The 25133-nt window shown below is 62.5% G+C and carries 22 protein-coding genes; 13 read left to right on the top strand and 9 right to left on the bottom strand.

What is annotated here, in order from left to right; genetic code table 11:
• The first annotated feature begins 53 nt into the window (after positions 1–53).
• From DQ397_RS23030 to DQ397_RS23040, 3 genes are all read left to right on the top strand, one after another.
• A protein-coding gene (locus DQ397_RS23030) for an IS3 family transposase (RefSeq protein ID WP_148921530.1) occupies positions 54–1273 on the top strand; the annotation gives its coding sequence in 2 pieces (ribosomal slippage) (positions 54–402 and positions 402–1273; 1221 coding nt in all).
• A 124-nt stretch (positions 1274–1397) separates the two neighbouring features.
• On the top strand, positions 1398–1919 hold the full coding sequence (locus DQ397_RS23035; RefSeq protein WP_043215748.1) for a DUF6586 family protein: 522 nt from the start codon (positions 1398–1400) through the stop codon (positions 1917–1919).
• 51 nt (positions 1920–1970) lie between these two features.
• Entirely contained in the window at positions 1971–2204 is a 234-nt protein-coding gene (locus tag DQ397_RS23040) for a hypothetical protein (RefSeq protein ID WP_043215749.1), read from the top strand.
• A 50-nt stretch (positions 2205–2254) separates the two neighbouring features.
• Here DQ397_RS23040 and sulA read toward each other — a convergent pair whose 3' ends face one another.
• Together sulA and lexA are read right to left on the bottom strand one after the other, a co-directional pair.
• Positions 2255–2743 carry an SOS-induced cell division inhibitor SulA gene (gene sulA / locus DQ397_RS23045; RefSeq protein ID WP_043215751.1) on the bottom strand — a complete coding sequence of 163 codons (489 nt, stop codon included), beginning with the start codon at positions 2741–2743 and terminating at the stop codon, positions 2255–2257.
• A gap of 13 nt (positions 2744–2756) precedes the next feature.
• Complete coding sequence (gene lexA / locus DQ397_RS23050) at positions 2757–3365, bottom strand: transcriptional repressor LexA (protein WP_043215752.1); 609 nt, start codon at positions 3363–3365, stop codon at positions 2757–2759.
• 242 nt (positions 3366–3607) lie between these two features.
• Here lexA and DQ397_RS23055 point away from each other — a divergent pair, with 242 nt between their 5' ends.
• The 3 genes from DQ397_RS23055 to nagZ are packed head-to-tail and all read left to right on the top strand — an operon-like array spanning position 3608 to position 5907.
• On the top strand, positions 3608–4321 hold the full coding sequence (locus DQ397_RS23055) for a TetR/AcrR family transcriptional regulator (RefSeq protein WP_043215753.1): 714 nt from the start codon (positions 3608–3610) through the stop codon (positions 4319–4321).
• Between the two features lie 39 nt (positions 4322–4360).
• Positions 4361–4885 carry a L,D-transpeptidase gene (locus tag DQ397_RS23060; RefSeq protein ID WP_043215755.1) on the top strand — a complete coding sequence of 175 codons (525 nt, stop codon included), beginning with the start codon at positions 4361–4363 and terminating at the stop codon, positions 4883–4885.
• Positions 4886–4908: 23 nt separating this feature from the next.
• On the top strand, positions 4909–5907 hold the full coding sequence (gene nagZ / locus DQ397_RS23065; RefSeq protein WP_177343680.1) for a beta-N-acetylhexosaminidase: 999 nt from the start codon (positions 4909–4911) through the stop codon (positions 5905–5907).
• 57 nt (positions 5908–5964) lie between these two features.
• Here nagZ and DQ397_RS23070 read toward each other — a convergent pair whose 3' ends face one another.
• The 3 genes from DQ397_RS23070 to mfd are packed head-to-tail and all read right to left on the bottom strand — an operon-like array spanning position 5965 to position 13312.
• Positions 5965–9279: a DEAD/DEAH box helicase gene (locus tag DQ397_RS23070; protein WP_080642168.1), complete on the bottom strand. Its 3315-nt coding sequence runs from the start codon at positions 9277–9279 to the stop codon at positions 5965–5967.
• Position 9280: 1 nt separating this feature from the next.
• Positions 9281–9853, bottom strand: a complete 573-nt coding sequence (locus DQ397_RS23075; protein ID WP_090343881.1) for a peptidoglycan binding protein CsiV — start codon at positions 9851–9853, stop codon at positions 9281–9283.
• 9 nt (positions 9854–9862) lie between these two features.
• Positions 9863–13312: a transcription-repair coupling factor gene (gene mfd / locus DQ397_RS23080; protein ID WP_043212862.1), complete on the bottom strand. Its 3450-nt coding sequence runs from the start codon at positions 13310–13312 to the stop codon at positions 9863–9865.
• 167 nt (positions 13313–13479) lie between these two features.
• Here mfd and DQ397_RS23085 point away from each other — a divergent pair, with 167 nt between their 5' ends.
• The 3 genes from DQ397_RS23085 to sthA all read left to right on the top strand — a co-directional run bounded on the left by DQ397_RS23085 (position 13480) and on the right by sthA (position 17659).
• Positions 13480–14943, top strand: coding sequence for a glyceraldehyde-3-phosphate dehydrogenase (locus DQ397_RS23085; RefSeq protein ID WP_043212865.1), 1464 nt, complete (start codon positions 13480–13482; stop codon positions 14941–14943).
• Positions 14944–15063: 120 nt separating this feature from the next.
• Positions 15064–16062: an FAD:protein FMN transferase gene (locus tag DQ397_RS23090; protein WP_043212939.1), complete on the top strand. Its 999-nt coding sequence runs from the start codon at positions 15064–15066 to the stop codon at positions 16060–16062.
• A 202-nt stretch (positions 16063–16264) separates the two neighbouring features.
• Entirely contained in the window at positions 16265–17659 is a 1395-nt protein-coding gene (sthA, locus tag DQ397_RS23095) for a Si-specific NAD(P)(+) transhydrogenase (RefSeq protein ID WP_043212867.1), read from the top strand.
• Between the two features lie 42 nt (positions 17660–17701).
• Here the strand turns inward: sthA and DQ397_RS23100 are convergent, their stop codons facing one another.
• Both DQ397_RS23100 and DQ397_RS23105 read right to left on the bottom strand, forming a co-directional pair.
• On the bottom strand, positions 17702–18424 hold the full coding sequence (locus DQ397_RS23100; protein ID WP_043212869.1) for a glycerophosphodiester phosphodiesterase: 723 nt from the start codon (positions 18422–18424) through the stop codon (positions 17702–17704).
• A gap of 31 nt (positions 18425–18455) precedes the next feature.
• Complete coding sequence (locus DQ397_RS23105; protein ID WP_043212871.1) at positions 18456–19040, bottom strand: PilZ domain-containing protein; 585 nt, start codon at positions 19038–19040, stop codon at positions 18456–18458.
• A gap of 93 nt (positions 19041–19133) precedes the next feature.
• On the opposite strand from DQ397_RS23105, the gene DQ397_RS23110 reads away from it, so the two are divergent.
• The 3 genes from DQ397_RS23110 to DQ397_RS23120 all read left to right on the top strand — a co-directional run bounded on the left by DQ397_RS23110 (position 19134) and on the right by DQ397_RS23120 (position 22378).
• Positions 19134–20384 carry a lipoprotein-releasing ABC transporter permease subunit gene (locus DQ397_RS23110; RefSeq protein ID WP_043212874.1) on the top strand — a complete coding sequence of 417 codons (1251 nt, stop codon included), beginning with the start codon at positions 19134–19136 and terminating at the stop codon, positions 20382–20384.
• Positions 20377–21072 (top strand): lipoprotein-releasing ABC transporter ATP-binding protein LolD, encoded by a 696-nt coding sequence (gene lolD / locus DQ397_RS23115; protein ID WP_043212877.1) that lies wholly within the window; start codon positions 20377–20379, stop codon positions 21070–21072. The genes DQ397_RS23110 and lolD overlap by 8 nt, the downstream gene beginning before the upstream one ends.
• Positions 21073–21133: 61 nt before the next feature.
• Entirely contained in the window at positions 21134–22378 is a 1245-nt protein-coding gene (locus DQ397_RS23120; protein ID WP_043212881.1) for a lipoprotein-releasing ABC transporter permease subunit, read from the top strand.
• Between the two features lie 24 nt (positions 22379–22402).
• Here DQ397_RS23120 and DQ397_RS23125 read toward each other — a convergent pair whose 3' ends face one another.
• The gene (locus tag DQ397_RS23125; RefSeq protein WP_043212884.1) at positions 22403–23755 is read right to left on the bottom strand and encodes a heavy metal sensor histidine kinase; all 1353 of its coding nucleotides are present in this window, start codon (positions 23753–23755) and stop codon (positions 22403–22405) included.
• Positions 23752–24432, bottom strand: coding sequence for a heavy metal response regulator transcription factor (locus DQ397_RS23130; protein ID WP_043212887.1), 681 nt, complete (start codon positions 24430–24432; stop codon positions 23752–23754). The genes DQ397_RS23125 and DQ397_RS23130 overlap by 4 nt, the downstream gene beginning before the upstream one ends.
• A 199-nt stretch (positions 24433–24631) precedes the next feature.
• Here DQ397_RS23130 and DQ397_RS23135 point away from each other — a divergent pair, with 199 nt between their 5' ends.
• Positions 24632–25117: a plastocyanin/azurin family copper-binding protein gene (locus DQ397_RS23135; protein ID WP_043212889.1), complete on the top strand. Its 486-nt coding sequence runs from the start codon at positions 24632–24634 to the stop codon at positions 25115–25117.
• The last annotated feature ends 16 nt before the right edge of the window (positions 25118–25133 follow it).

Genomic DNA, 25133 nt, shown 5'->3' on the forward strand with positions numbered 1-25133 from the left:
TGTCCCGTCCTGAATAAGGTTTACACCTTTCCCCCGAGAATCTGGAGACCTCGATGGTGCATGGTGTGAAGCGAACACAGCGTGATTACTCGCTGACTTTTAAATTGGCTGTAGTGGATCAGGTCGAAAAAGGTGAATTGACCTGTACTCAGGCCCAGGAGCGGTACGGTATCCAGGGCAAATCTACAGTTCTGGTATGGTTGCGTAAGCATGGTCGGCAGGATTGGAGCCAAGGGGCGTCGATCCGGGCCGAGAGGAGCTGCGCGATGTCCGACCCCAAAACGCTCACTCCAGAGCAGCGGATCAAAGAGCTTGAGCAGCAGCTTGAGCTGATGAGCCAGAAGGCTCAGTTCTTTGAGACCGTCGTTGATGTCCTGAAGAATGACTACGGTGTATCGGTCGTAAAAAAGCGATCCGGCAAGTCCTCTCGCAAGGTCAAGTCGCAGGACTGAGCATTGCCAGGGCTTGTCAGTTTCTAGGCATTAGCCGGCAGGCTTATTACAAGCGCAATCGAGCTGCCGACAGTAAAGCTCATCAGGCAGATCGGGTTGTCGAGTTTGTTCAGAAAATCCGGATGCGTCAGCCGCGACTGGGTACACGGAAACTGCACTATCTGCTGCATTGCCAGCCTGATAAACGAGTCCAAGTTGGCCGAGACCGGCTGTTTGAGGTTTTGGGCGAGCGCCGCTTGCTGGTGCTGCCCAAGCGGGCGTATCACAAGACAACCCAAAGCTATCATCGCTTCTACCGTCATCCCAATCTTCTCAAAGCAGGCCCAAATCAGGTAGTTCCGTCAGGGCCAGAGCACGTCTGGGTGGCGGATATTACCTACCTGCCCTCCAGAAGCGGCCCGCTGTACCTGAGCCTGGTAACGGATGCATATTCCAGAAAGATTGTTGGCCATCATGTCCATGAAAGCCTACATGCCGAGTCGGTTGCACAAGCCTTTAGACAGGCCCTGCGCAAGCGGCGGCGCCACCAGCCGTTAGTCCATCACTCCGACCGCGGTATTCAATACTGCTCAGCGCTATACCAGTCGCTGCATACAAGGCACGGAGTTCATTGCTCGATGACTGACGGGTACGACTGCTACCAGAACGCTCTAGCCGAGCGCATCAACGGAATCCTCAAAACAGAGCTGTTGCTGAGTAACCCAGAAGATCTGGAGCAGGCACGGAAGATGGTTGATGAGGCCGTGCAGATCTATAACACGGAGCGGCCTCACATGGCCCTGAAACACAAAACGCCCGATGCGGTGCATCGGGCGTTTTGAGGCCTACCGGCCTACCTGAACAGGTGTAAACCTATTTCAGGACTAGACACATTGAGCTTGCGGCGGGGCAGGTCAATCCCTGACACTGGGATATCGCCTTGCAGCCTCAGGGAGGCCACTGAAGATGGCCCAGGAACTCTACACCCGCACCAATCAGAAACTCTTCTTCGCCGGGCTTGCCCTGGAGTCCATGGCCAAGGCTGAAGGTAGCCAGGCGATGAATGCCCAAGGCCTGATACAGGCCGAGCGCGAGTCCGCGCTGTTCCACTTGTATGGCGCTTTACTAGGGCTGTGCCATGAAATTGCAGGTTTCTACCGCTTGCCTCAGGCTGGGGCGTCGCGGGTCGAGCTATTGCTCAACGACGAGGCGCTGAACAGCATCGCCATTCCTGAGGTGGCCGAGTTGCTTGAACTGGTGCGTCAGCCAGAAACCTGGCTTGCCCAGATGCTGAGTGCTTATGCCGATTTGTTCCGACCGCCGGTCGCCAAAAAAGCCCCTAAATCCGATGTCACCCAGCCGCTGATCCAGGCCGTCAATTTGGACGAGCCCGAGCAACCAGCGCTTTCCCGGCAAGAGCTGGAAAGTTGGCGGACCAACCTCAAGGACGTGGTTCGGCGCTTTCGTGACGCGTTGAGTGAGTGCTGATAGCGCTGGCGGCTGGTACAATAATCGCCTTTCGTGAAAAGCAGGCCCTATATGTCAACGTCCTTTCTAGAAATTGTCGAGTTGCCTGATGGCCGGATCGAACTGCGCCGCGCCGAGGACGAGGGTTCCCTGGTGACCCTGGATTTCTCCGAGGACGCCAAGGCCTTCCTGCAGGGCCAGCATGTTGAAGTGGCCAAGGCCATGTTGAGCGTGGGTGTGCAGATGGCAGGTCGCCTGGTAGAGGGCGATTTCGAGCGTGACGAAGGACCGCGCGTTTTGCACTGAGCACCGCGCTCCGATTCAGGGATTGGATTGAGACAGGCAAAGCCTGAACATCAGCCGAGGCGGATGTTCAGGCTTTGTGCGTTTCCGGTGTTGGCGGCGCGGATCAATTGCTGGCGTGCATTGGCATTGACGTTGCCAAGCCAACTGACGACGGTGTGACTGTGGCCCAGGCGTAGCGCTTCACATGCCAGTTGCAAGGCGCTCTGGTTTGCGCCTGGTTGCAACAGCAGAATACGTTCGCGGTTCAGGCCGGCATCACGCAACCAGGCCTGGGTCAGGCTGGCAGGGGGCGCGATGAGCGTCAGCCAACGGGTTTCGTCCTCTTCGCTCAGCTCGCGCAGGATCGGGGCCAGCAGGCCCTGGCAATGACCTGGAGCGCCGCGCAAAGACAGTTCGCTGAACAACTCCGGCTGGGTGCCCTTGCGCGGCTGCTCACCGGCAGAGTCTCTAGGCTTGAGACCTGGCAGCGCCGGCTGGGCCAGGAAGGCTTCGAACAGCGGCAACTGGGCTTGCTGGGGTGTTTGGATGAACTGCTGCATGACGCCTCCTGGATCAGCGGCGAATGACGCCGACACTCAAGCCCTCGATCACCAGCTCCTGTTCTTTCAGGTCGACTTCGATGGGGGCGAATTCGGGATTCTCGGCGATCAACCAGACCTTGCTGCCTTCGCGCTTGAAACGCTTGACGGTCACTTCGTCACCGATGCGGGCGACCACGACCTGGCCGTTGCGGGCCTCCCGGCAGGTGTGGACCGCCAACAGATCGCCGTCGAAGATGCCGATGTCCTTCATGCTCATGCCGTGGACACGCAGCAGATAGTCGGCGCGAGGATGGAAGAAGGCTGGGTTGATGTTGCAGGATTCTTCGATGTGTTGCTCGGCGAGGATCGGTGCGCCGGCAGCGACCCGGCCGATGATAGGCAGGCTGTTCTCTTCTGCCTTGGTCTCAAGCCCTGGAATGCGAATGCCGCGGGAGGCGCCCGGGGTCATTTCGATCGCTCCTTTGCGAGCGAGCGCCTTGAGATGCTCTTCGGCGGCATTGGGCGATTTGAACCCAAGCTCCTGAGCGATTTCCGCGCGGGTCGGCGGAAAGCCGTTGTCTTCCAGGCAGCGTTTGATGAAGGCCAGGATTTCAGCTTGGCGTGGCGTCAGTTTAAGCATGGCAAGCGCTCTGTCTTTTTATACAGTGACTGGGATTATATACAGTGGCTGGCCAGCTGCAAGCACTGCGGGCCGGGAAAACACGTCACTGTGTCGTGCATATAGGGCGAAGCCTGCGCCAACCGTGGCTTGCAGCGAATGTTTCAATGCTGTGGTTAAATGGCGACTGGCGGGTCACGTGTCTTGACAGATGAAAGCTTGAAACGTATGTTTCAAACAACTGTTTGTCAGGCGGAGTAGTCATGGCCCAATCGGAAACCGTTGAACGCATTCTCGATGCTGCAGAGCAGCTGTTTGCGGAGAGGGGGTTCGCGGAAACCTCGTTGCGGCTGATCACCAGCAAGGCCGGGGTCAACCTGGCGGCGGTCAACTACCATTTCGGCTCCAAGAAAGCCCTGATCCAGGCGGTATTCTCGCGTTTTCTCGGCCCGTTCTGCTCCAGTCTCGAACGTGAGCTGGATCGTCGTCAGGCGCGCCCCGAGCCCAAACCGAGCCTGGAGGAGTTGCTCGAGATGCTGGTCGAGCAAGCGCTGGCCGTGCAGCCTCGCAGCAACAACGATCTGTCGATCTTCATGCGCCTGCTTGGCCTTGCCTTCAGCCAGAGCCAAGGTCACCTACGTCGATACCTCGAAGACATGTACGGCAAGGTGTTCCGCCGCTACATGCTGCTGGTCAACGAAGCCGCGCCACGTATCCCGCCGCTGGAGCTGTTCTGGCGCGTGCACTTCATGCTTGGGGCTGCCGCTTTCAGCATGTCGGGCATCAAGGCGCTGCGTGCCATCGCCGAAACCGACTTCGGCATCAATACCTCGATCGAGCAAGTGATGCGCCTGATGGTGCCGTTTCTCGCCGCTGGCATGCGTGCCGACAGTGGGGTCACCGATCCGGCCATGGCCACCGCACAATTGCGTCCACGCAGCAAAAGCAGCGTCGCGCCAGCGCCTGCCAAGGCCTGACACTGTGCGCTAAGAGGCGCTTGGGCTAAGCTAGCGCCCATGCCTGACCTCGACTACCTACATATCTCTCTTGCCGACCAGCGCCTCTACGGATTCACCCGTGGGGCGCTGCGTGTGCGCCTGGAGGTATCCACGGCGCGAAACGGTGCCGGGGAGCTCAATGGCTCCGGCTGTACGCCGCGAGGCCTTCACCAGGTCCGCGCCAAGATCGGTGCCGGCCTGCCGCAGGGCGCTGTACTGCGCAGCCGGCGCTGGACGGGCGAGGTCTGGTCCCTGAAGCTGCATGAGCAGTTTCCCGGGCGCGACTGGATCCTGAGCCGCATTCTCTGGCTCAGTGGTTGTGAACCTGGGGTCAATCGGCTTGGCAAGGTCGACACCTTTCGCCGCTACATCTACCTGCACGGTACGCCGGACACTGAACCTATGGGCATCCCGTTGTCCCATGGTTGCATACGTCTCAGGAACAGCGAATTGATCGCGTTGTTCGATCGGGTACCGGACCATTGCGCGGTGCGGATCGATGAGTCTGCCTGCCCGCACTGGGGCGTGCTGCCCCTCCCATGAAGGAATCCAATATGACTGCCCGCCTGCAAGGCTCCCTGATGGTGGATATCGCCGGTAAATGGCTGACCGCCGAAGACCGTCATCTCCTGCGCCAGCCCGAAGTGGCCGGCCTGATCATTTTTGCCCGCAACATCGATAGCCCTCGCCAGGTGCGTGAGCTGTGCGCCTCCATCCGCGCGGTGCGCCCCGACCTCATCCTGGCTGTCGACCAAGAGGGTGGACGGGTCCAACGCCTACGCCAGGGGTTCGTACGTCTGCCGGCCATGCGTGCGATCGCCGACAATGCCAACGCCGAATACCTGGCCGAGCAGTGTGGTTGGCTGATGGCGACCGAAGTGCAGGCTGTAGGCCTTGACCTGAGCTTCGCCCCGGTGCTTGACCTGGATCATCAGCGCAGCGCTGTAGTCGGCAGCCGTGCCTTCGAGGGCGACCCAGCGCGCGCCACCCAACTGGCGGGGGCGTTCATCCGCGGTATGAATGCCGCTGGCATGGCTGCTTGTGGCAAGCACTTCCCGGGGCATGGCTGGGCGGAAGCCGACTCTCACGTGGCCATACCTACGGATGAGCGCAGCCTTGAGCAGTTACGCCAGGCGGACCTGCTGCCTTTCATTCAGCTAAGAGGCCAATTGGCGGCTGTGATGCCTGCGCATGTGATCTACCCGCAAATCGATAACCAGCCGGCCGGGTTCTCGCGTCGCTGGCTGCAGGACATCCTGCGCGGTGAGATGGGGTTCGAGGGGGTGATTTTCAGTGACGACTTGTCCATGGCCGGTGCCCATGTGGTGGGTGATGCTGCCAGCCGGATCGAGGCGGCCCTGAGTGCTGGTTGCGACATGGGGTTGGTGTGCAATGACCGGGCAGCGGCGGAGCTGGCATTGAGCGCGGCACAGCGGCTGAAGGTCGAGCCATCGCCGCGGATCGCGAGGATGCGCGGACGTGGCTTCGCCCGCACCGATTACCGCCAACAGCCGCGTTGGCTGGAGGCGCTGGGTGCTTTGAAGGAAGCGCAGTTGGTCGATTGATTTGGGGTGCCTTGATTCGGCGCGATCTGGTGGAGCGACGAAAGCGTCCTCCACAGATCAGCGACTGCGCTTGCCAGGCAGTGGCGCAAACAGTGCCTCGATCTCCTCATCGCCCAAGCGCCATTGGCCAGCCGATCCGCCATCGAGCAGGCCGGCTGCCAGCGCTGCCTTTTCCTGTTGAAGCTGCTGGATCTTTTCTTCTACCGTGCCTCGGGTGATCAGCTTGAACACAAACACCGGCTTGTCCTGGCCTATGCGATAGGCGCGGTCGGTGGCCTGGCTTTCGCTGGCTGGATTCCACCACGGGTCGTAGTGGATCACCGTGTCGGCAGCCGTCAGGTTCAGGCCCGTGCCGCCGGCCTTGAGGCTGATCAGGAATACCTCGCTTTCGCCGGTCTGAAACTGCTGCACAGGGGTGCGTCGGTCACGGGTGTCACCGGTCAGTAGGCTATAGCGGACATTGCGCTTGGCAAGTTCGGTCTCGATCAACGCCAGCATCGAGGTGAATTGCGAAAACAGCAGCACCCGGCGCCCCTCGCTGAGCAACTCCTCAAGCATGTCCATCAAACTGCCGAGCTTGCCCTTGTCGGCCTGGTTGCCCTTGGCCTCCACGCCCTTGACCAGGCGAAGGTCACAGCACACCTGGCGCAGCTTGAGCAAGGCATCGAGGATGACGATCTGACTGCGCGCCGCCCCATTGCGGGCTATCTCGTCACGGACTTTCTTGTCCATGGCCACGCGCACGGCTTCGTAGGTGTCGCGCTGGGCATCGCTGAGCTCGACCCAGTGGATCATCTCGGTTTTGGCCGGCAGCTCGGTGGCCACCTGTTCCTTGGTCCGGCGCAGCAGGAATGGTCGGATGCGACTGGCCAGATGCGCCATGCGTTCGGTATCGCCGTGGCGTTCGATCGGTGTGCGGTAGTCCTGGTTGAAGCGCTTCAGATCGCCCAGCCAGCCAGGCATCAGGAAGTGGAACAGCGACCATAGCTCGCCCAGGTTGTTCTCCATCGGGGTGCCGGTCAGGCACAGGCGCTGGCCTGCCTTCAGATCGCAGACCGCTTGGGCTGCCTTGCTGGTACTGCTCTTGATGTTCTGCGCCTCGTCGAGAATCAGCAGGCTCCAGTGCACTGAACGCAGGTGCTCCAGATCCCGCGGGAGCAGGGCGTAGGTGGTCAGGATCACATCGTAGTCGTGCAGCGCGGTGAAGTGCTTGCTGCGGCCCGGGCCATGCAGTGCCAGGACGCGAAGTGCGGGAGCGAAGCGTTGGGCTTCATCGAGCCAGTTGGGCACAAGGCTCGTGGGCATCACCACCAGGGCCGGTTGCTCCAGGCGTGCGCTTTGTTTCTCAAGCAGCAGGTGGGCAAGGGTCTGCAGGGTCTTGCCCAGGCCCATGTCATCGCCCAGGATGCCGCCGGTGCCCATTTCGCGCAGGGCCTGCAGCCAGTTCAGGCCTTGCTGCTGGTAGGGGCGCAGCTCGGCCTTGAGCTCCTTGGGCGGCTCGATCTGCAAATCACGCGCATCGCGCAGTCGTCGGCCCAGCTCACGCACATGCTCGCCGCCTTCCCAGTGCAGGGGCAGGTGCTCGATATCGTTCAGTCGCGCCGCATCGGCACGCTCCAGGCGCAGGGATGGGCCGACAGCATCTTCATGCAGGTAGAGCTCGCCGAGGGTGCCCATCACCGCTTTGATCCGGCCATAGGGCAGGGCGACACGCAGGGCAGGGCTGTCCTGGCGGCCGCGGTTGAGGTCGATGAGCAGGTGTTCATCGTCGCTACGTCGGGCCAGTTCGCCGGCGCGCAGCAGTTCAGGACTGCTGCGCAACAGCTGCAGCACGATCGGCAGCAGGCTGTGGCGTTGTCCATCGACCACGATACCCAGCTCGAGATCGAACCATTCATGGCCCGGCGCTTCTTGGACGGTGGCGTACCAGTCGTCCACCTCCTGTAGATCGAAGGCGAAATCCCGAGGAATGTCGATCTCCCAGCCGGCCTGACGCAGTTTGGGCAGCCCTTCGCGGGCAAAGCGCAGCCAAGCCTCATCGTCGGGTAGCTGGAGCATCTCGCCTGCGCTGTCCGGCAGAGCTTTGCTCTGTCGGGTGGCAGGCTTGAAGCCCAGTTCGCGCAGGGTTTGGCGAAAGGCTTGCTCGGTCTTGGGCTGGCGACGGATGCGCTGGCTGGTTTCGCCTACCAGGCGGCTCAGGGGCTTTTCATCGGTGCCGCTGGCAAGCAGGCCGTCATAACTGAACGCCAGCGCAGCGCGATGCTGCATCTGACGCTGCATACGCCCGGTCTTGGGCATGTAGGCACTGAATTCCAGGCTGCCCAGGGTCAGGTGCGGACGTGGCTGGATGTCATCGTGCTCTTCGCTACGCACGGCGGTAGGGGTGGGGACTTGGCGGTTCAAGGCATTCAGGCGGTGACTCAAAGGGACAACCAGGTGTTCGGGTACGATGGGCGCGCGCGCCAGTTGGCTGGCGATGAATGGGTCCAGGTTATGTTGCAGCCTGCCGGTTTGGCGGGTCTGCGGATTGACGTAATACAGCGGGTCGAGCGGCAGGACCTGCAGCGGTGTGTCGCTGTCGTGATGCCAGACGCCCCGGTACGCGCCGTCCTCCAGTCGGACCCAGCGAAACTCGGCTGCCTGGTCCGGGCCAGGAGTCAGCGGCTCCTGCTGCTGGTCGAACAGCAGGTGACCGCTTGCCAATGCGTACTCGAGGAGTTCGGAACCCTTTTTCCCCTCCAGGCGGGTTACCGGCGAGACGACGTTGCTGTTCTGGGCGCTGATCAGGCGCAGCAGCCGCGCATCGGCTTCGGTTACATAGCGTGGCGTGTAGTAGATCATTTCCGGCAGCGAGGTGATCCTGCTCAGCTTCAGTGTGCCGTCGTTCTGGCGTGTGCCTTTCACCGCCTCCAGCCGACATTGCGCCTGGTTCAGGCTGATCTGGTAGTAGATGGCTGGCCCTTTGCGTGAAGGGCTTGGATTGGCCGGCGCAGACTCGGGCGTTTCCAGTGCCTTGACCCACTGGCTCAGCTCCGGGGGAAGGGACAGCCCGTCGCTGGCGTCATGGTCATCGAGGGACGCGTGCAAATGGAAAAGTGTCGCAGCGCAATGTTTGCAGTTGACGCCCACAGGACAGCTGCAGCGGCCCAGTACCCGCAGCCTGCCAGCGTTCGGCTCGAGAAGGATCTTCTGAGTGTAGCGCTGGCCTGCCGAGCCCAGGCAGGCAGCCTCTATCGTTCTGTCATGGATCGAAAGCGTTTTTGTCCGGCCCTGCGCCGCGTAGTTCTGTCCACGGGCGAGCGCTCCGTCGTCGAAGTCCGCCTTCCAGCTTTCATCGCGCTGAAGCAGGCGCCGCACATCGCTCTCGCTCACCTCACTGCTCCATCATCTCCGGATCCATCACCGGCATCTTGCGCATGCCAGCGGGTGTCACCTTCAGCAGTACGGCAAGGTGCCCGCCGTCGAGGAAGGTCAGCTGGTTGCCTTTCATGTTGCTGTTGCTCTGCTTGAACTGCTCGCTGCGCACCACGGCACCATTGCCATCGAGCTGGTTCACCCAGAAGTTGGCCTGCACGGCGATGAAGCGGCCATCGGCGATGCTCAGGTTGCCCTCGATGGGGAAATGACCGAACTGCTCCTGGCCTGCACTCAGGGCGATACGGCTCGGTTCGCTGCCCACTTCCTGCTGCCAGGCCTTGTGCATCAGCACGGTGTAGTCGGCGGTGGCTTGCAAGCGGGTGACTTCGTCCTCCAGCGCCAGTGGGCGCTCGGCGCCCTTGTCCAGGCGGGGGGCGCCGGCGCTCCAATCTTCGGGGGCGAACGGGCTGGTTACCGCAGGTACGGCGTTCTGCCGCACCAGGATCATTTCCACCTGATAAAGGCCTTCGGCGAAGGCGGCCGGCGCGAACAGCGTCAGCATCAAGGTCAGGCAACGAATGGCACGCATGGATCTTCCTTAGGCAGGCTGTGGGGTCAGGCGCTCGAACAGCGCCTCCAGGGTGTTGAAACGTTCATCGGGGCGCTCCATCGGCACGAGGAAGCGGAACTGCGTGGCGCCCTCGAATTTGTAGCGCTTGGGCTGGCCCTGGATCAGCTTGATCAGGGTCAGCGGGTCGACCGGGGTTTCGGCCTCGAACTCGAGCTTGCCGCCATTGGGGCCGGCATCGACTTTCTTGATGCCGAGTTTTTCCGCCTGCAGCTTGAGCAGGGTCAGGCGCATCAGGTTCTTGGTCGGTTCAGGCAGCAGGCCGAAGCGGTCGATCATCTCCACTTGCAGGTCCTTGAGGCCCTCTTCGTCGGCGGCCGAGGCGATGCGTTTGTAGAGAATCAGACGGGCATGCACGTCCGGCAGATAGTCCTCGGGAATCAGCGCCGGTAGGCGCAGGTTGATCTCCGGGCCGCCACCAAGCGGTTGCTCGAGGTTCGGCTGGGTGCCTTTGCGGATGGCCTTGACGGCGCGCTCGAGCATTTCCATGTAGAGGGTGAAGCCCACGGCCTGAATCTGCCCGCTCTGGCCTTCGCCGAGCAGCTCGCCGGCACCGCGAATCTCCAGGTCGTTGGTGGCCAGCACGAAACCTGCACCCAGGTCCTGGGTGTTGGCGATGGCCTCGAGGCGTTTTTCGGCATCGGCGCTGATCTGCTGGCGCGGCGGCGTCAGCAGGTAGGCGTAGGCCTGGTGGTGGCTGCGTCCGACCCGGCCGCGCAACTGGTGTAGCTGGGCCAGACCGAACTTGTCTGCGCGTTCGATGACGATGGTGTTGGCGCTCGGCACGTCGATACCCGTCTCGATGATGGTCGAGGCAACCAGCACGTTGAAGCGCTTGTGATAGAAGTCGCTCATCACCTGCTCGAGTTCGCGCTCGCGCATCTGGCCGTGGCCGATGCCGATACGTGCCTCGGGTACCAGTTCGGCCAGCTCGGCGGCGCATTTTTCGATGCTCTTGACGTCGTTGTGCAGGTAGTACACCTGGCCGCCACGCAGCAATTCACGCAGCAGCGCCTCTTTGACCGTGCTCTTGTTCTGCTCCATGACGAAGGTGCGCACCGACAGGCGTCGCGCCGGCGGGGTGGCGATGATCGAGAGGTCCCGCATGCCCGACACGGCCATGTTGAGGGTGCGTGGAATAGGCGTGGCGGTCAGGGTAAGGATGTCCACCTCGCTGCGCAGGGCCTTGAGCTGTTCCTTCTGACGCACACCGAAACGATGCTCCTCATCGATGATCACCAGGCCCAGGTCCTTGAAGCGCACGTCGTCCTGCAGCAGCTTGTGGGTGCCGATGAGGATGTCGATCTTGCCTTCGGCCAGCTCTGCGGCGGCGGCGCTGACTTCCTTGGCCGACTTGAAGCGGCTCATCACCTCGACGGTCACCGGCCAGTCGGCGAAACGGTCGCGGAAACTGTTGTAGTGCTGCTGGGCGAGCAGGGTGGTAGGCACCAGTACTGCCACCTGGCGGCCACTGTGCACGGCAATGAACGCTGCGCGCATGGCCACTTCGGTCTTGCCGAAGCCGACGTCGCCGCACACCAGGCGGTCCATCGGCTTGCCGGCGAGCATGTCGGCGCGCACTGCCTCGATGGCCGATTGCTGGTCCGGGGTTTCCTCGAACGGGAAGCCGGCACTGAAGGTGGCGTAGTCTGCGGCCGGATCGGCGAATGCATGCCCCTTGCGGGCGGCGCGCCGGGCATAGATGTCGAGCAGTTCGGCCGCCACGTCACGGACTTGCTCGGCGGCTTTGCGCTTGGCCTTTTGCCAGGCTTCGGAGCCAAGGCGGTGCAGTGGGGCCAGGGCATCGTCGCTGCCGGTGTAGCGGGCGATCAGGTGCAGGTTGGCCACCGGTACGTAGAGCTTGGCGCCCTCTGCATATTCCAAGGTCAGGAACTCGGCGGCCTGGCCTTCGATTTCCAGGGTGGCCAGGCCCAGGTAACGTCCCACGCCGTGGTCGATATGCACCACGGGTGCACCTTCGCGCAGCTCGGTGAGGTTCTTGATGACGGCATCGTTGGCCGCCTCACCACGTTTTTCGCGACGCCGGCGCTGCATCACGCGCTGGCCGAACAATGGGCTCTCGGCGATCAGGGCCAGGCCTGGGTCATCCAGCAGCAGGCCGTCGTCGAGCGGGGCGATGGTGATCGCCAGGCAGTCCTTGCCGGTGACGAAGTCGGCCCAGCCTTCGACGGTTTGAGGGCGCAGCTTCAAGCGCTCGAGCAGTTCCAGCAGCACTTCGCGGCGGCCGGCCGATTCGGCGGTGAACAGCACGCGTCCGGGGAACTGTTCGAGGAAATTCGACAGCTCCGCCAGTGGCTGGTTGGCCTTGGCTTCGATCGCCAGATTCGGCAAGGCTCGCGCCGGGAACCGTAGGCGACCCGCGCCGGTTTCGATCTCGTCGCTGCTGACCACGACCCGGGGCCACTGCTTGAGCTGGGCGAAGCAGTCCTCGACCGGCAGGAACAGCTCGGCCGGTGGCAGCAGGGGGCGGGACAGGTCGCCGCGGCGCTCTTCGTAGCGTCCGCGCACATCGTTCCAGAAATGCTCGGCTGCCTGTTCGACACCCGGCAGGGAGAACACCTGGGTGTCGGTCGGCAAGTAGTCGAAGAGGGTCGAGGTTTCTTCGAAGAACAGTGGCAGGTAGTACTCGATACCGGCGGGAATGATGCCGCTGGTCAAGTCCTGGAAAATCGCGCTGCGCCGGAAATCCACGTCGAAACGCTCACGAAAGCGCGCCTTGAAGCGGGTGACCTCGTCCTTCTGCATCGGGAACTCGCGGGCCGGCAGCAGGCGAACCGAGTCGACCTTGTCGATCGAGCGCTGGGTCTCGGGATCGAAGGTGCGCAGGGTCTCGATCTCATCGTCGAACAGGTCGATCCGGTAGGGCAGCTTGCTGCCCATGGGGAACAGGTCGATCAGGGCGCCACGCACGGCGAACTCGCCATGCTCGTAGACCGTGTCGACGCAGCGGTAGCCGCTGGCTTCCAGGCGCGTGCGCATTTGTTCGACGTCGATCGTCTGGCCCACATCCAGCACCAGGCTGCTGCCCAGCAGGAAGCGGGTCGGGGCCAGGCGGTGCAGGGCGGTGGTGATCGGCACCACGAGGATGCCGTGATCGAGCTCAGGCAGCCGATAGAGACTGGCGATGCGCTGGGAAATGATGTCCTGGTGGGGCGAGAACAGGTCGTAGGGCAGGGTTTCCCAATCGGGGAACGGCAGCACCGGCAGGTCGGGCGCGAAGAAGCGCAGCTCCTGTTCCAGGCGGTCGGCAGCCTGGCTGTCGGCGGTCAACAGCAGGGTGAAGCGACCGGCGCTGCTGGCGGCTTCGGCGATGGCCAGGCTCAGGGCGGCCCCGGGCAGGTTTCCCCAGGTTTGTTTGCCGGCCGTGGCCGATAATTGCGGTAGGCGCAGAACTGACACGGGAGATTGGACTCCAAGCGTTGCGGCAAAGAGGACAATTGTACCGGTGCTGGTGCGCGCTGTCAGGCTCGGAAGGGCTTGGCGACGGGCTCGAGCGGCGGCGACAGGCGCTCATTGCCCGATACGTCGAGGGGCGTCATAATGTAGCCCCTTTTTTCTCCCCCTACATGTGGAAGGTTCCCGTGACTCAGAAGCCCGACCAGTGTCTTGGTGAGTGGATCGATCGTGAAGCCCTGGCTGAAGCGATGATCCCGCTTATCGGTCAGCTCTACCGCAACAATAACGTGGTGAGCTCGATCTATGGCCGCAGCCTGATCAATCGTTCGGTTATCTCGATCCTCAAAGCCCACCGCTTTGCCCGTCACCGTCAGACCGACGAAACCGAGCTGTCCGTCCACGAGACATTCCCCCTGCTCAAGGCCATGAGCGAGCTGAAACTGGGCGCCGCTTCGGTCGACCTGGGCAAGCTGGCAAACAAGTTCAAGCTCGAAGGCAACGGCCGCAGCGTCGAGCAGTTCGTGCGTGAAGAACTGGCCGATGTCGTCGGTCAGCAGAACCTGTCCGCCCGCAAGGGCACCGACGTCGTCCTGTACGGCTTCGGTCGCATCGGCCGCCTGCTGGCGCGTATCCTGATCGAGAAGACCGGTGGCGGCGACGGCCTGCGCCTGCGTGCAATCGTCGTGCGCAAGGGCGCCGAGAACGACCTGACCAAGCGTGCCAGCCTGCTGCGCCGCGACTCGGTACATGGTCCGTTCGACGGCACCATCGTCATCGACGAAGAGCACAACACCATCACCGCCAACGGCAACCTGATCCAGGTGATCTACTCCAACGATCCGGCCTCGATCGACTACACCCAATACGGCATCGACAACGCCCTGCTGGTGGACAACACCGGTAAATGGCGTGACGCCGAAGGCCTGGGTCAGCATCTCAAGTGCCCTGGCATCAATCGCGTGATCCTCACCGCTCCGGGCAAAGGCGCGCTGAAGAACATCGTTCACGGCATCAACCATGGCGATATCAGCGCCGATGACAAGATCATCTCCGCTGCGTCCTGCACCACCAACGCCATCGTGCCGGTGCTCAAGGCTGTCAATGACCAGTACGGCATCATCAACGGCCACGTCGAAACCGTTCACTCGTTCACCAACGACCAGAACCTGATCGACAACTTCCACAAGGGCAGCCGCCGCGGCCGCGCCGCACCGTTGAACATGGTCATCACCGAGACCGGCGCAGCCACCGCTGCAGCCAAGGCACTGCCTGTGCTCAAGGGCAAGCTGACCGGCAACGCCATTCGCGTGCCGACGCCGAACGTCTCGATGGCCATCCTCAACCTGAACCTGGAAAAGGCCACCAACCGCGACGAGATCAACGAGTACCTGCGCCAGACCGCCATGCACTCGGAACTGCACAAGCAGATCGATTACGTCAGCTCCCAGGAAGTGGTCTCCACCGACTTCGTGGGCTCGCGCCACGCCGGTGTGGTTGACGCCGAAGCGACCATCTGCAACGACAACCGTGTTGTCCTGTACGTCTGGTACGACAACGAGTTCGGTTACAGCTGCCAGGTGGTGCGTGTTATGGAAGAGATGGCTGGTGTGAACCCGCCAGCGTTTCCACGCTGATCCGCTTGTAATGCGTTGAAGAAACGGGAACCTTCGGGTTCCCGTTTTTTTTATGCCGTGTGCGGGCATTCATGGGTAAGCCTGCGAAGAGGTCAGTACGGCCAGTCGAGAAACTTGAAATTGCGTAAAGGTCTTCTGCTCACCCTGATATTCCTGGTTGGCTGCGACCAGGCTCCGAGCCTGGAGCGCTTTGGCGGCCCGACCATGGGCAGCAGCTACAGCATCCAGTATGTCCGCGAGCCGGGCGGACCATCGCGCCTCGAGGTGCAGGAGGCAGTGGAAGCCATCCTGCGTGATGTCGACGAACACTATTCAACCTACCGTGGCGATTCTGCGGTCAGCCGCTTCAACCAGTTGCAGGCAGGCCAATGCCAAGCGCTGGGAAAGGACATGCTGGCGTTGGTCGGGTTTGGTCAGCAGTTGGCCGAACAAAGCCAGGGCGCTTTCGACCTGACCGTCGAGCCATTGCTCGATCTCTGGGGCTTCGGCCCTCAGGCGCGCCAAGAGCAGGTGCCTGACCCGTTGCAGTTGGCCCAGGCCCGTCAGCGCGTCGGCTATCACCACTTGCGCATCGATGGCGACATCCTGTGCAAGGACGCTGCAGTGGAACTGGATTTCAACAGTATCGCCGCAGGCCACGCCGTGGACCTGATCGCCGAGCGCCTAGGGGCGATGGGCGTCGCAAGCTTTCTTGTCGAAGCCACGGGCGAACTCAAGGCTGTGGGTCGCAAGCCCGATGGCGGTCCGTGGCGGGTGGCTCTGGAACTGCCGCGCGAAGACCGTCAGGTCGCGCGCCAAGTCATCGCCGTGGATGGTCTGGCTGTATCGACCTCGGGTGACTATCGGCACTATTTCAAGGACAATGGCCGGCGCTATTCGCACACCTTCGATGCCCGCTTGGGGCGTCCGGTCGAACATGACCTTGCTGCTGTCACCGTGCTCGATGCCTCGGCGCTCCAAGCCGATGGCTACTCGACCCTGTTGTTGATCCTGGGGCCGGAACAAGGCTGGGACTTCGCTGTCGCCCATGGTATTGCCGCGGTGCTGGTGACCCGGGCCGAGGGTGGCTTCGTCTCTCGTGTTACGCCTGCGTTCGAGCGGGCACTGAAAGGCGAGTGAAAGCGCAAACACGGATGATCGTCGCCAGGGAATCGGTGAATGACATGTAGTGCAGGCAAAATTGGCCTACGACGCGACCAAGGGTTAATGTGCGCGGCGTTCACGCTTGATTAGACTGCACCCGAATTTTCTCATGGCGCCCCGGCGACATGATCGTGCCCCGCGGCCATCCGGTCGGCGGGCCAGTTCTGAAGGAGTACGCATGGCTGTCTATAACTACGACGTAGTGGTGCTGGGTTCCGGCCCGGCCGGAGAAGGTGCGGCAATGAATGCCGCCAAAGCAGGACGCAAGGTGGCCATGGTCGACAGCCGTCGCCAGGTCGGCGGCAACTGCACTCACTTGGGCACCATCCCGTCCAAGGCCCTGCGTCACTCGGTGCGCCAGATCATGCAGTTCAACACCAACCCGATGTTCCGCGCCATCGGTGAGCCGCGCTGGTTCTCCTTCCCCGATGTGCTCAAGAGCGCCGAGAAGGTGATCTCCAAGCAAGTGGCCTCGCGCACCGGCTACTACGCGCGCAACCGCGTCGACGTGTTCGTCGGCACCGGCAGCTTCGCCGATGAGCAGACCGTCGAAGTGGTGTGCTCCAACGGTGTGGTCGAGAAACTGGTCGCCAAGCACATCATCATCGCCACCGGCTCGCGTCCGTACCGTCCGGCCGATATCGACTTCCACCACCCGCGCGTCTACGACAGCGACACCATCCTCAGCCTGAGCCATACCCCGCGCAAGCTGATCGTCTATGGCGCTGGCGTGATCGGTTGTGAATACGCCTCCATTTTCAGTGGCCTGGGCGTGCTGGTCGAGCTGGTGGACAACCGCGGCCAACTGCTGAGCTTCCTGGATTCGGAAATCTCCCAGGCGCTGAGCTACCACTTCAGCAACAACAACATCACTGTACGCCACAACGAGGAGTACGAGCGGGTCGAAGGCTTGGACAACGGTGTGATCCTGCACTTGAAGTCGGGCAAGAAGATCAAGGCCGATGCCTTGCTGTGGTGCAACGGCCGTACCGGCAACACTGACAAGCTGGGCCTGGAGAACATCGGAATCAAGGTCAACAGCCGCGGCCAGATCGAGGTCGACGAGGCCTACCGTACCAGCGTGCCGAACGTCTATGGCGCCGGTGACGTGATCGGCTGGCCGAGCCTGGCCAGCGCTGCCCACGACCAGGGGCGTTCCGCCGCTGGCAGCATCGTCGACAATGGCAGCTGGCGTTTCGTCGATGACGTGCCGACCGGCATCTACACCATTCCGGAGATCAGCTCGATCGGCAAGAACGAGCAGGAGCTGACTCAGGCCAAGGTGCCGTATGAAGTGGGTAAGGCCTTCTTCAAGAGCATGGCCCGTGCCCAGATCGCCGGTGAGCCTCAGGGCATGCTGAAGATCCTGTTTCACCGCGAGACCTTGGAAATCCTGGGTGTACACTGCTTCGGCTACCAGGCCTCGGAGATCGTCCACATCGGCCAGGCGATCATGAACCAGCCCGGTGAGCAGAACAATCTGAAGTACTTCGTCAACACCACCTTCAACTACCCGACCATGGCCGAAGCCTATCGGGTAGCGGCCTACGACGGCCTGAACCGGCTTTTTTGAGCGGCTCCGGCCGGTGGCCTGAGCCGGTCGGGGAGTCCGGATTCAGCCCTTCCCAAGGGTGGTCATGGCCAAACCGGGAAAGTCTGTAATCAGGCTGTCTACGCCAAAGTCGGCGAGCCGGCGCATCAGCGCCGGTTCGTTGACCGTCCACACCGATACGTGCAATCCCTGACGCTGTGCCTTGATCAGGCGCTCGGGCGTGCACAGTGTCCAGTTCAAGGCCAGCATCTGGCAGCCATAGTTCTGGGCCACCTTCAGCGGGTCGAGCCAGGCGTACTCGGCGACCAGTCCGCGAGACACATCCGGCACCAGTTCCAGCGCGGCGCCAAGCACCTCCCGGGAGCTCGAGGTAATGGTGATCTTGTCCAGCAGGCCGTACTGCTGCGCCAGCTCGCGAATCGCCAGCACGGTACTGGCGGCGCGGGTACGCGAGGCGCTCTTGACCTCCAGTTGCCAATGCGCGAAAGCGCACTTCTCGAACAGCTCTTCCAGGCGTGGGATGGGGCAGGGCTGCACCCAGCCCGGGCCGCCCTTACGTGCATCGTAGGTGACCAGCTCGGCGGCGGTGTGCTCGACCACCTTGCCGCGCCGACCGGTGGTGCGCTTGAGCGTCGGGTCGTGGATCACCATCAGCTCGTTGTCGGCCGACAGGTGCAGGTCCAGTTCGCAGCGATCGACGCCATGTGACAAGCACTGGCGGAAGCTGTTCAGGGTATTCTCGGGCGCTTCGCCCTTGGCGCCGCGATGGCCATAGATCAGGGTCACGTTCGTTCCTTCAGGTCAAAATGGAAAAGGCTCAAGAGGCGGGGTCGTTCTGTTCCAGCGCCTGGCGTCGTTGTTGTTGCTGGCGCTGCAGGATGTACCGGGCCAGCAGTTGGCGCTGGGCGTCGGTCATGTCGATGAATTCGGTGCCGACCTCGTGATTGCCTTCCGGGCGTGGGTCGCAGTGGGTGACCCGCGCGCGCAGCAGTAGGCCGAGGGCACGGGGCATGAGGATCATCTTCACTGCCAGTCGCGTACCGGGGGCGATGGGCGTTGCGTGGGCGAACTCGATGCCGCCTTCGGAGAGAATCACCCGCCGGGGCTTGCCGATTTCACCCAGCAGGGTCTGGGCGAGCACCGCGCTGAGCAGGTCGATGCGTTTGTTCTGTACCCGCAGGAAGGCCGCGAGGGTGCGGTCCTTCTCGCTCAACTGGCGCATCAGGTGCTGGGACTCGAAGTCGGCCAGGTGCAGTTCGCTGAGCAGATTGAACAGCGGTGAAGCATCCTGCAACAGGTCTGTCTCCTGGCCTTGGGCCGTGTCCAAGGCGTTGATTTCAAGTGCGATACTGTCTTCGATGCGGTAGTATTCGCGGCGATCTTCTTCGTCTAGTGTCGTCATGGCGAACCCATGGTTACGGCGGTGGTCCGAGTGTAAAGCCGCTGCAGGCGCCCTGCCACAAGGACGTTCCCTTTCATCCGAACAAGCCCCGACATGTTCAGACCTCTTTTCGTATTCATTGGCACCCGCTACACCCGTGCCAAGCGTCGCAACCACTTCGTCTCGTTCATTTCGCTGACTTCGATGATCGGCCTCGCCCTTGGCGTGGTGGTGATGATCGTGGTGCTGTCGGTCATGAACGGCTTCGACCACGAGATGCGTACCCGCGTGCTGGGCATGATCCCCCATGCCACGCTCGAAACCGGCCAACCGCTGGACAACTGGTCGGGTCTTGCCCAACAAGTAAAGCAGAATCCACAGGTGCTGGCGGTCGCGCCCTTCACCCAGATGCAGGGGTTGCTGACTCATGACGGCAAGGTGCAGAAGGTGCTGCTCAACGGCATCGACCCTGCGCTGGAGCGGCAGGTATCCATCATCGAGAATTTCGTCCTGGAGGGCAGCCTCGACAAGCTGGCGCCGGGCGAATGGGGCATCATGATCGGTGACAAAGCCGCGGCCAAGCTGGGCGTGGGTATCGGCGACAAGCTGACCTTCGTCGCCCCGGAGGTCAGCGTGACCCCGGCGGGCATGTTCCCGCGCATGAAGCGCTTCACCGTGGTCGGCACCTTCCACGTTGGCGCCGGCGAAATCGACGGTTACCTGGGCCTGACCAACATCAGCGACCTCTCCCGCCTGCACCGCTGGAAGGCCGACCAGGTCCAGGGCCTGCGCCTGAAGTTCGACGACCTGTTCCAGGCCCCGCGTGTGGCCTGGGATATCGCCCAACGCCTGGGCGAGCAGGAGTTCTACACCCGCGACTGGACTCGCAGCCACGGCAACCTGTACCAGGCCATCCGTATGGAGAAGGCCATGATCGGCCTGTTGCTGCTGCTGATCGTGGCGGTGGCGGCGTTCAACATCATTTCCACACTGGTGATGGTGGTCAACGACAAGCGTGGCGACATCGCCATCCTGCGTACCCTCGGCGCCACGCCGGGGCAGATCATGGCCATCTTCATGGTCCAGGGGACGGTGATCGGCGTGGTCGGCACGTTGATCGGTGCCGTCGTCGGCATCGTCGCCGCACTCAATGTCAGTGCGGTGATCGCCGGCATCGAGAAGCTGATCGGGCACAAGTTCCTGAACGCGGATGTGTACTTCATCGATTACCTGCCGTCGCAGATCATGGCCGAGGACGTCTGGATGGTCTGCGGTGCGGCGTTGGTCCTGAGTTTCTTCGCCACCCTGTATCCGGCCTGGCGTGCGGCCCGCACCCAGCCAGCAGAGGCGCTACGTTATGAGTGAGTCGCGCATGAATAAAGCCGTACTGAGCTGCCGCAACCTGGGCAAGTCCTACGAGGAAGGGCCGGAGTCGGTGAAGGTGCTGTCCGGGTTGAACCTGGAGCTGCATGCAGGTGAGCGGGTGGCCATCGTCGGCAGCTCCGGCTCCGGCAAGAGTACCTTGCTGAACCTGCTTGGCGGCCTCGACACTCCCACCCAGGGCAGTGTCTGGCTCGCGGGCGAGGAGCTGTCTGCCCTTGGCGAGCGCGCCCGTGGCCTGCTACGCAACCGTGCGCTGGGCTTCGTCTACCAGTTCCACCACCTGCTGCCGGAGTTCACCGCCCTGGAGAACGCCTGCATGCCGCTGCTGATCGGCCGCACGCCGATCCCCGAAGCGCGTGAGCGCGCCGAGGCCCTGCTCAAGCGGGTGGGCCTGGGTCATCGTCTGAACCACAAGCCGGCCGAACTTTCCGGTGGCGAGCGCCAGCGCGTGGCAATCGCCCGTGCCCTGGTCAACCGCCCGGGCCTGGTGATGCTCGACGAGCCCACCGGCAACCTCGATCACCACACCGCCCTTGGTATCCAGGAATTGATGCAGGAGCTGTCCAGCGCTTCGCAGACGGCGTTCCTGGTGGTCACCCACGACTTGAACCTGGCGCGTCAGATGGACCGCGTGCTGCACCTGGAAGACGGCCGTCTGGTGCCGATCTGAGTCGATTGCACGGCGCGGCACGGGCTGCGCCGTAACCTTTTTTCATTGGGTGTTCTCGTACATGTTCAGACCCTTGCCCTTGTTCATCGGTGCTCGCTACACCCGTGCCAAGCGCCGCAACCAATTCATCTCGTTCATCTCCATGACCTCGATGATCGGCCTGTCCTTGGGCGTGCTGGCGATGATCGTGGTGCTGTCGGTGATGAACGGTTTCCAGCGTGAGATGAGCTCGCGCATCCTGGGGCTGGTGCCACACGCCAGCATCCTGGGGGTGCAGCCGCTGAATGACTGGCGCAAGGTGGCCGATGCGGCGCTGAAGAATCCTGCCGTGGTCGCAGCTGCGCCCATCACGGAAATGGAAGGCATGTTGTCCTATAAGGGGGCGATGCAGCCGATCCAGGTCAGTGGCATCGACCCGGCCGAGGAGGGCAAGGTCTCCATCGTCGGTCAGCATATCGTTCAGGGGCGCCTGCAGGACCTGGTCCCCGGCGAGTATGGCGTGGTCATCGGTGAGCTCACCGCGCGGCGTTTTCGTCTCAATACCGGCGACAAGCTGACGCTTATCGTCCCTGAAATCAGCAAGGCCCCTGGCGGTATCACGCCGCGCATGCAGCGCCTGACCGTGGTCGGTATCTTCAAGGTGGGCGCCGAGCTCGACGGTTCCCAGGCTTACATCCATGTTGCCGATGCCGGCGACATGCAGCGCTGGGCGTCGGGTAGCGTGCAAGGGGTGCGCCTGAAACTGCAGGACCTGTACGCCGCACCCCAGGTATCCAAGGCAATTGCCGCAGGCCTGGGCGATGCCTATCGCGCCGATGACTGGTCCCACACACAAGGCAGCCTGTTCAGTGCCATGAAGATGGAAAAGACCATGATCGGCCTGTTGCTGATGATGATCATCGCGGTGGCCGCATTCAACATCATCGCCACCTTGGTGATGGTGGTGAACGACAAGGGTTCGGACATTGCCATCCTGCGCACCATCGGTGCGACGCCTGCGCAAATCATGGGGACCTTCATGGTCCAAGGCTCGCTGATCGGTATCGTCGGTACCTTGGTCGGTGGTGTGCTAGGCGTGATCGCGGCCCTCAATGTCAGCCAGATCGTGGGCTGGCTGGAGCGGATCAGCGGGCAGCACATCTTCACGTCCGACGTGTACTTCATCAGCAGCCTGCCCTCTGACCTGCAATGGGGAGATGTAGCGATCATCTGCACCGCGGGGCTGGTCATGAGCTTCCTGGCCACCCTTTATCCCGCGTATCGGGCTTCCCAGGTGGAGCCGGCGATGGCGCTGCGTTACGAGTGATCTGAAGGGGCCATGGCGGCCCCTTCACAACGTTTCGGGCAGCTCGATCACGAACCGCGTCCAACCCTGCGCGCACTCGGCGCGGATGCTTCCGCCATGGGCCTGGATGATCGAACGGGTAATCGCCAGACCCAATCCCGCATGTTCGCTGCTGCCTTCCCGTCGGGCGGGGTCTGCCCGATAGAAACGGTCGAAAAGCCTGGGCAGAACAGCCGGTTCAATTGCAGGACCGGTGTTGGCGACGACGATGTGAGCCCCGGGCTGCAGCGACACGCGGATCTCCCCACCTTGCGACGTGAAACGCAGGGCATTGTCCAGCAGATTGGACAATGCCCTGCGTAGCATATGTCGGTCGCCCTCCAGCCGCGCCTCGCCTTCGCGCACCAGGCGCACCTCGGCGTCCTCGGCCAGCGGCGCGTAGTATTCCAGCAAGGCATCCAGCTCCACCGCCAGGTCCAACGCCTCGCGGTTGGGCATCAGCAGGCCGTGATCGGCCTTGGCCAGGTAGAGCATGTCATTGACCAGCTGGGCCATCCATTGCAGTTCCTCCAAATTGCCGTGCAACGCCTCGCGATACTCGTCGAGGCTGCGTGGACGGGTAAGGGTGACCTGGGTGTGGGTCAGCAGGTTGGACAGCGGTGTGCGCAGCTCATGGGCGATGTCGGCGGAAAACGCCGACAGGCGCTGAAAGGCATCATCCAGGCGTTGCAACATGGCATTGACGGTGGTGGCCAGCTCGGCCAGCTCCTCCGGCATTTGGGCCACGGGCAATCGGGTGGTCAGGGAACGGGCATTGACCCTGGCAGCCACTTCGCCCATTTGGCGCAAGGGCCGCAGCCCGCGCCGAGCAGCCCAGGCGCCGAGCAGGGCCGTGGCCAAAGCCGAGAGGCCGACGGTCAGCCAGATCAGACGCTGCATGCCTTGCAGGAAGTGTTGGTGGTGGGTGATGTCCAGCAAGAGGGTCAATTGGGCCGAGTCTGGGCTGCCTTCGTCCAGTTGGATGCACAGGCTGCGGTAGTCAACGCCATCGGCATGCAGGGTGGTAAGCCCGGTGTGGCTGGGGGTATCTGGCAAGTCGTTGCGGCTGTCGAACCACAGCGCGCCATCCGCACCGCGGATGCGCAAGGCCAGATCGGCCTGGTGGCTCAGTTCGTTGCGAAGGGCGGGCAAGCGCGACGCCAGGTCGGCAGGGCGGGTGACGCCTTCGAGCAAGGTGCGCATCAAGGACAGCCGGCCATTGAGCAGTTGCTGGTCCAGTTCGATGAAGTGCCGTTCGCTGGCGCGGCTGAACAGCAGGCCGGCGGTCAGCGAGACGGCCGCCGTGCAGACGGCGAACAGCAAGGCCAGACGCCCGCCTAGGGACACGCGCGGCATCAGTCGTGGCGCTCCTCGAGTACGTAGCCCATGCCGCGCACGGTATGGATCAGCTTGTTGTCATGGTGATCGTCGATCTTCAGGCGCAGGCGGCGGATCGCCACCTCGATGACATTGGTGTCGCTGTCGAAATTCATGTCCCAGACTTGCGAGGCGATCAGCGATTTGGGCAGTACCTCGCCCTGGCGGCGCAACAGCAGTTCGAGCAGGGCGAACTCCTTGGCGGTCAGGTCGATACGTTGGCCGGCGCGTTCGGCGCGGCGGCGGATCAGGTCCAGGCGCAGGTCGGCCAGACCCAGTTGCGTATCCTGGCTGGAATTGGCGCCCCGGCGAAGCAGCGTGCGCACCCTGGCCAGCAGCTCGGAGAAGGCGAAGGGTTTGACCAGATAGTCGTCCGCGCCCAGCTCCAGACCATGGACCCGGTCTTCCACGGCATCGCGGGCGGTGAGGAACAGTACTGGAGTTTCCAGGCCAGCCTGGCGTACTGCCTGGAGGATCTGCCAGCCGTTGCGCCCCGGGAGCATGACATCGAGAATCAGCAGGTCATGATCGCCAGTCAAGGCCAGGTGCTGGCCGGTGTCGCCATCACAGGCGAGTTCGGTGGCAAAGCCGGCTTCGCTGAGCCCTTGGCGCAGGTATTGGCCGGTCTTGACCTGGTCTTCGACGATCAGCAGTTTCATGTCCTGTCCATAATTCGAAAAGTACGCACCTGCCTCGGTGGGGCGGGGAAGCCCGTGTTCGCAGGAGGTGACGGCTGAAATGATACGTGACTCCGGCAAGCGGCAACCAAGCTGACAAAGTTGTAATCCGACTGTCAGCTAAGCGCCAGCGGAGCCTTATAGAGTGAGTCTCATCCTGCTACATCTGTTTGGAGACTTCATGAAGCACCTGTTCATCGCCGCCGCCCTGGCCCTGGTCAGCCTGCCCATATTGGCAAGCGAAGCAAAAACCTTCGCGTTCGGCGAACCAGCCCCGGCATCCAAGGCCACTCGCACCGTGGAAGTCATACTCAAGGACATCGCCTTCGAGCCGGCAGGCCTGGAGGTCAAGGCAGGCGAAACTGTGCGCTTCATCCTGACCAACCAGGGCAAACTGCCCCACGAGTTCAACCTGGGCGACGCGGCCATGCATGCCGCGCATCAGCAACAGATGCTGGCCATGGCCGGCATGAGCATGAACCATGAAGGCATGGACCACGGCGCGATGGGCGGGCATGGTCATGATGGCGGCAACACAGTGTTGGTGCAGCCTGGCCAGCGTGCCGAACTGACCTGGACCTTCCGCAAGTCTGCGCCTATCGAGTTCGCCTGCAACGTGCCGGGCCATTACCAGGCCGGCATGGTCGGGAAACTGACCATCGAGTGACTTCGACCCCAAGGCG

This window comes from Pseudomonas sp. CK-NBRI-02 (assembly GCF_008124495.1).
GTDB classification, from domain to species: Bacteria; Pseudomonadota; Gammaproteobacteria; order Pseudomonadales; family Pseudomonadaceae; genus Aquipseudomonas; species Aquipseudomonas guariconensis.

What these genes read in the sequence shown, in the direction of transcription:
- sthA (WP_043212867.1), top strand. Translation starts at nt 16,265, where the DNA reads ATGGCTGTCTATAACTACGACGTAGTGGTGCTGGGTTCCGGCCCGGCC.
- DQ397_RS23085 (WP_043212865.1), top strand. Translation starts at nt 13,480, where the DNA reads ATGTGGAAGGTTCCCGTGACTCAGAAGCCCGACCAGTGTCTTGGTGAG.
- lexA (WP_043215752.1), bottom strand. Translation starts at nt 3,365, where the DNA reads ATGCTTAAACTGACGCCACGCCAAGCTGAAATCCTGGCCTTCATCAAA.
- DQ397_RS23075 (WP_090343881.1), bottom strand. Translation starts at nt 9,853, where the DNA reads ATGCGTGCCATTCGTTGCCTGACCTTGATGCTGACGCTGTTCGCGCCG.
- sulA (WP_043215751.1), bottom strand. Translation starts at nt 2,743, where the DNA reads ATGCAGCAGTTCATCCAAACACCCCAGCAAGCCCAGTTGCCGCTGTTC.
- lolD (WP_043212877.1), top strand. Translation starts at nt 20,377, where the DNA reads ATGAGTGAGTCGCGCATGAATAAAGCCGTACTGAGCTGCCGCAACCTG.
- DQ397_RS23055 (WP_043215753.1), top strand. Translation starts at nt 3,608, where the DNA reads ATGGCCCAATCGGAAACCGTTGAACGCATTCTCGATGCTGCAGAGCAG.
- DQ397_RS23135 (WP_043212889.1), top strand. Translation starts at nt 24,632, where the DNA reads ATGAAGCACCTGTTCATCGCCGCCGCCCTGGCCCTGGTCAGCCTGCCC.
- DQ397_RS23130 (WP_043212887.1), bottom strand. Translation starts at nt 24,432, where the DNA reads ATGAAACTGCTGATCGTCGAAGACCAGGTCAAGACCGGCCAATACCTG.
- DQ397_RS23110 (WP_043212874.1), top strand. Translation starts at nt 19,134, where the DNA reads ATGTTCAGACCTCTTTTCGTATTCATTGGCACCCGCTACACCCGTGCC.
- DQ397_RS23120 (WP_043212881.1), top strand. Translation starts at nt 21,134, where the DNA reads ATGTTCAGACCCTTGCCCTTGTTCATCGGTGCTCGCTACACCCGTGCC.
- DQ397_RS23060 (WP_043215755.1), top strand. Translation starts at nt 4,361, where the DNA reads ATGCCTGACCTCGACTACCTACATATCTCTCTTGCCGACCAGCGCCTC.
- DQ397_RS23105 (WP_043212871.1), bottom strand. Translation starts at nt 19,040, where the DNA reads ATGACGACACTAGACGAAGAAGATCGCCGCGAATACTACCGCATCGAA.
- DQ397_RS23035 (WP_043215748.1), top strand. Translation starts at nt 1,398, where the DNA reads ATGGCCCAGGAACTCTACACCCGCACCAATCAGAAACTCTTCTTCGCC.
- DQ397_RS23040 (WP_043215749.1), top strand. Translation starts at nt 1,971, where the DNA reads ATGTCAACGTCCTTTCTAGAAATTGTCGAGTTGCCTGATGGCCGGATC.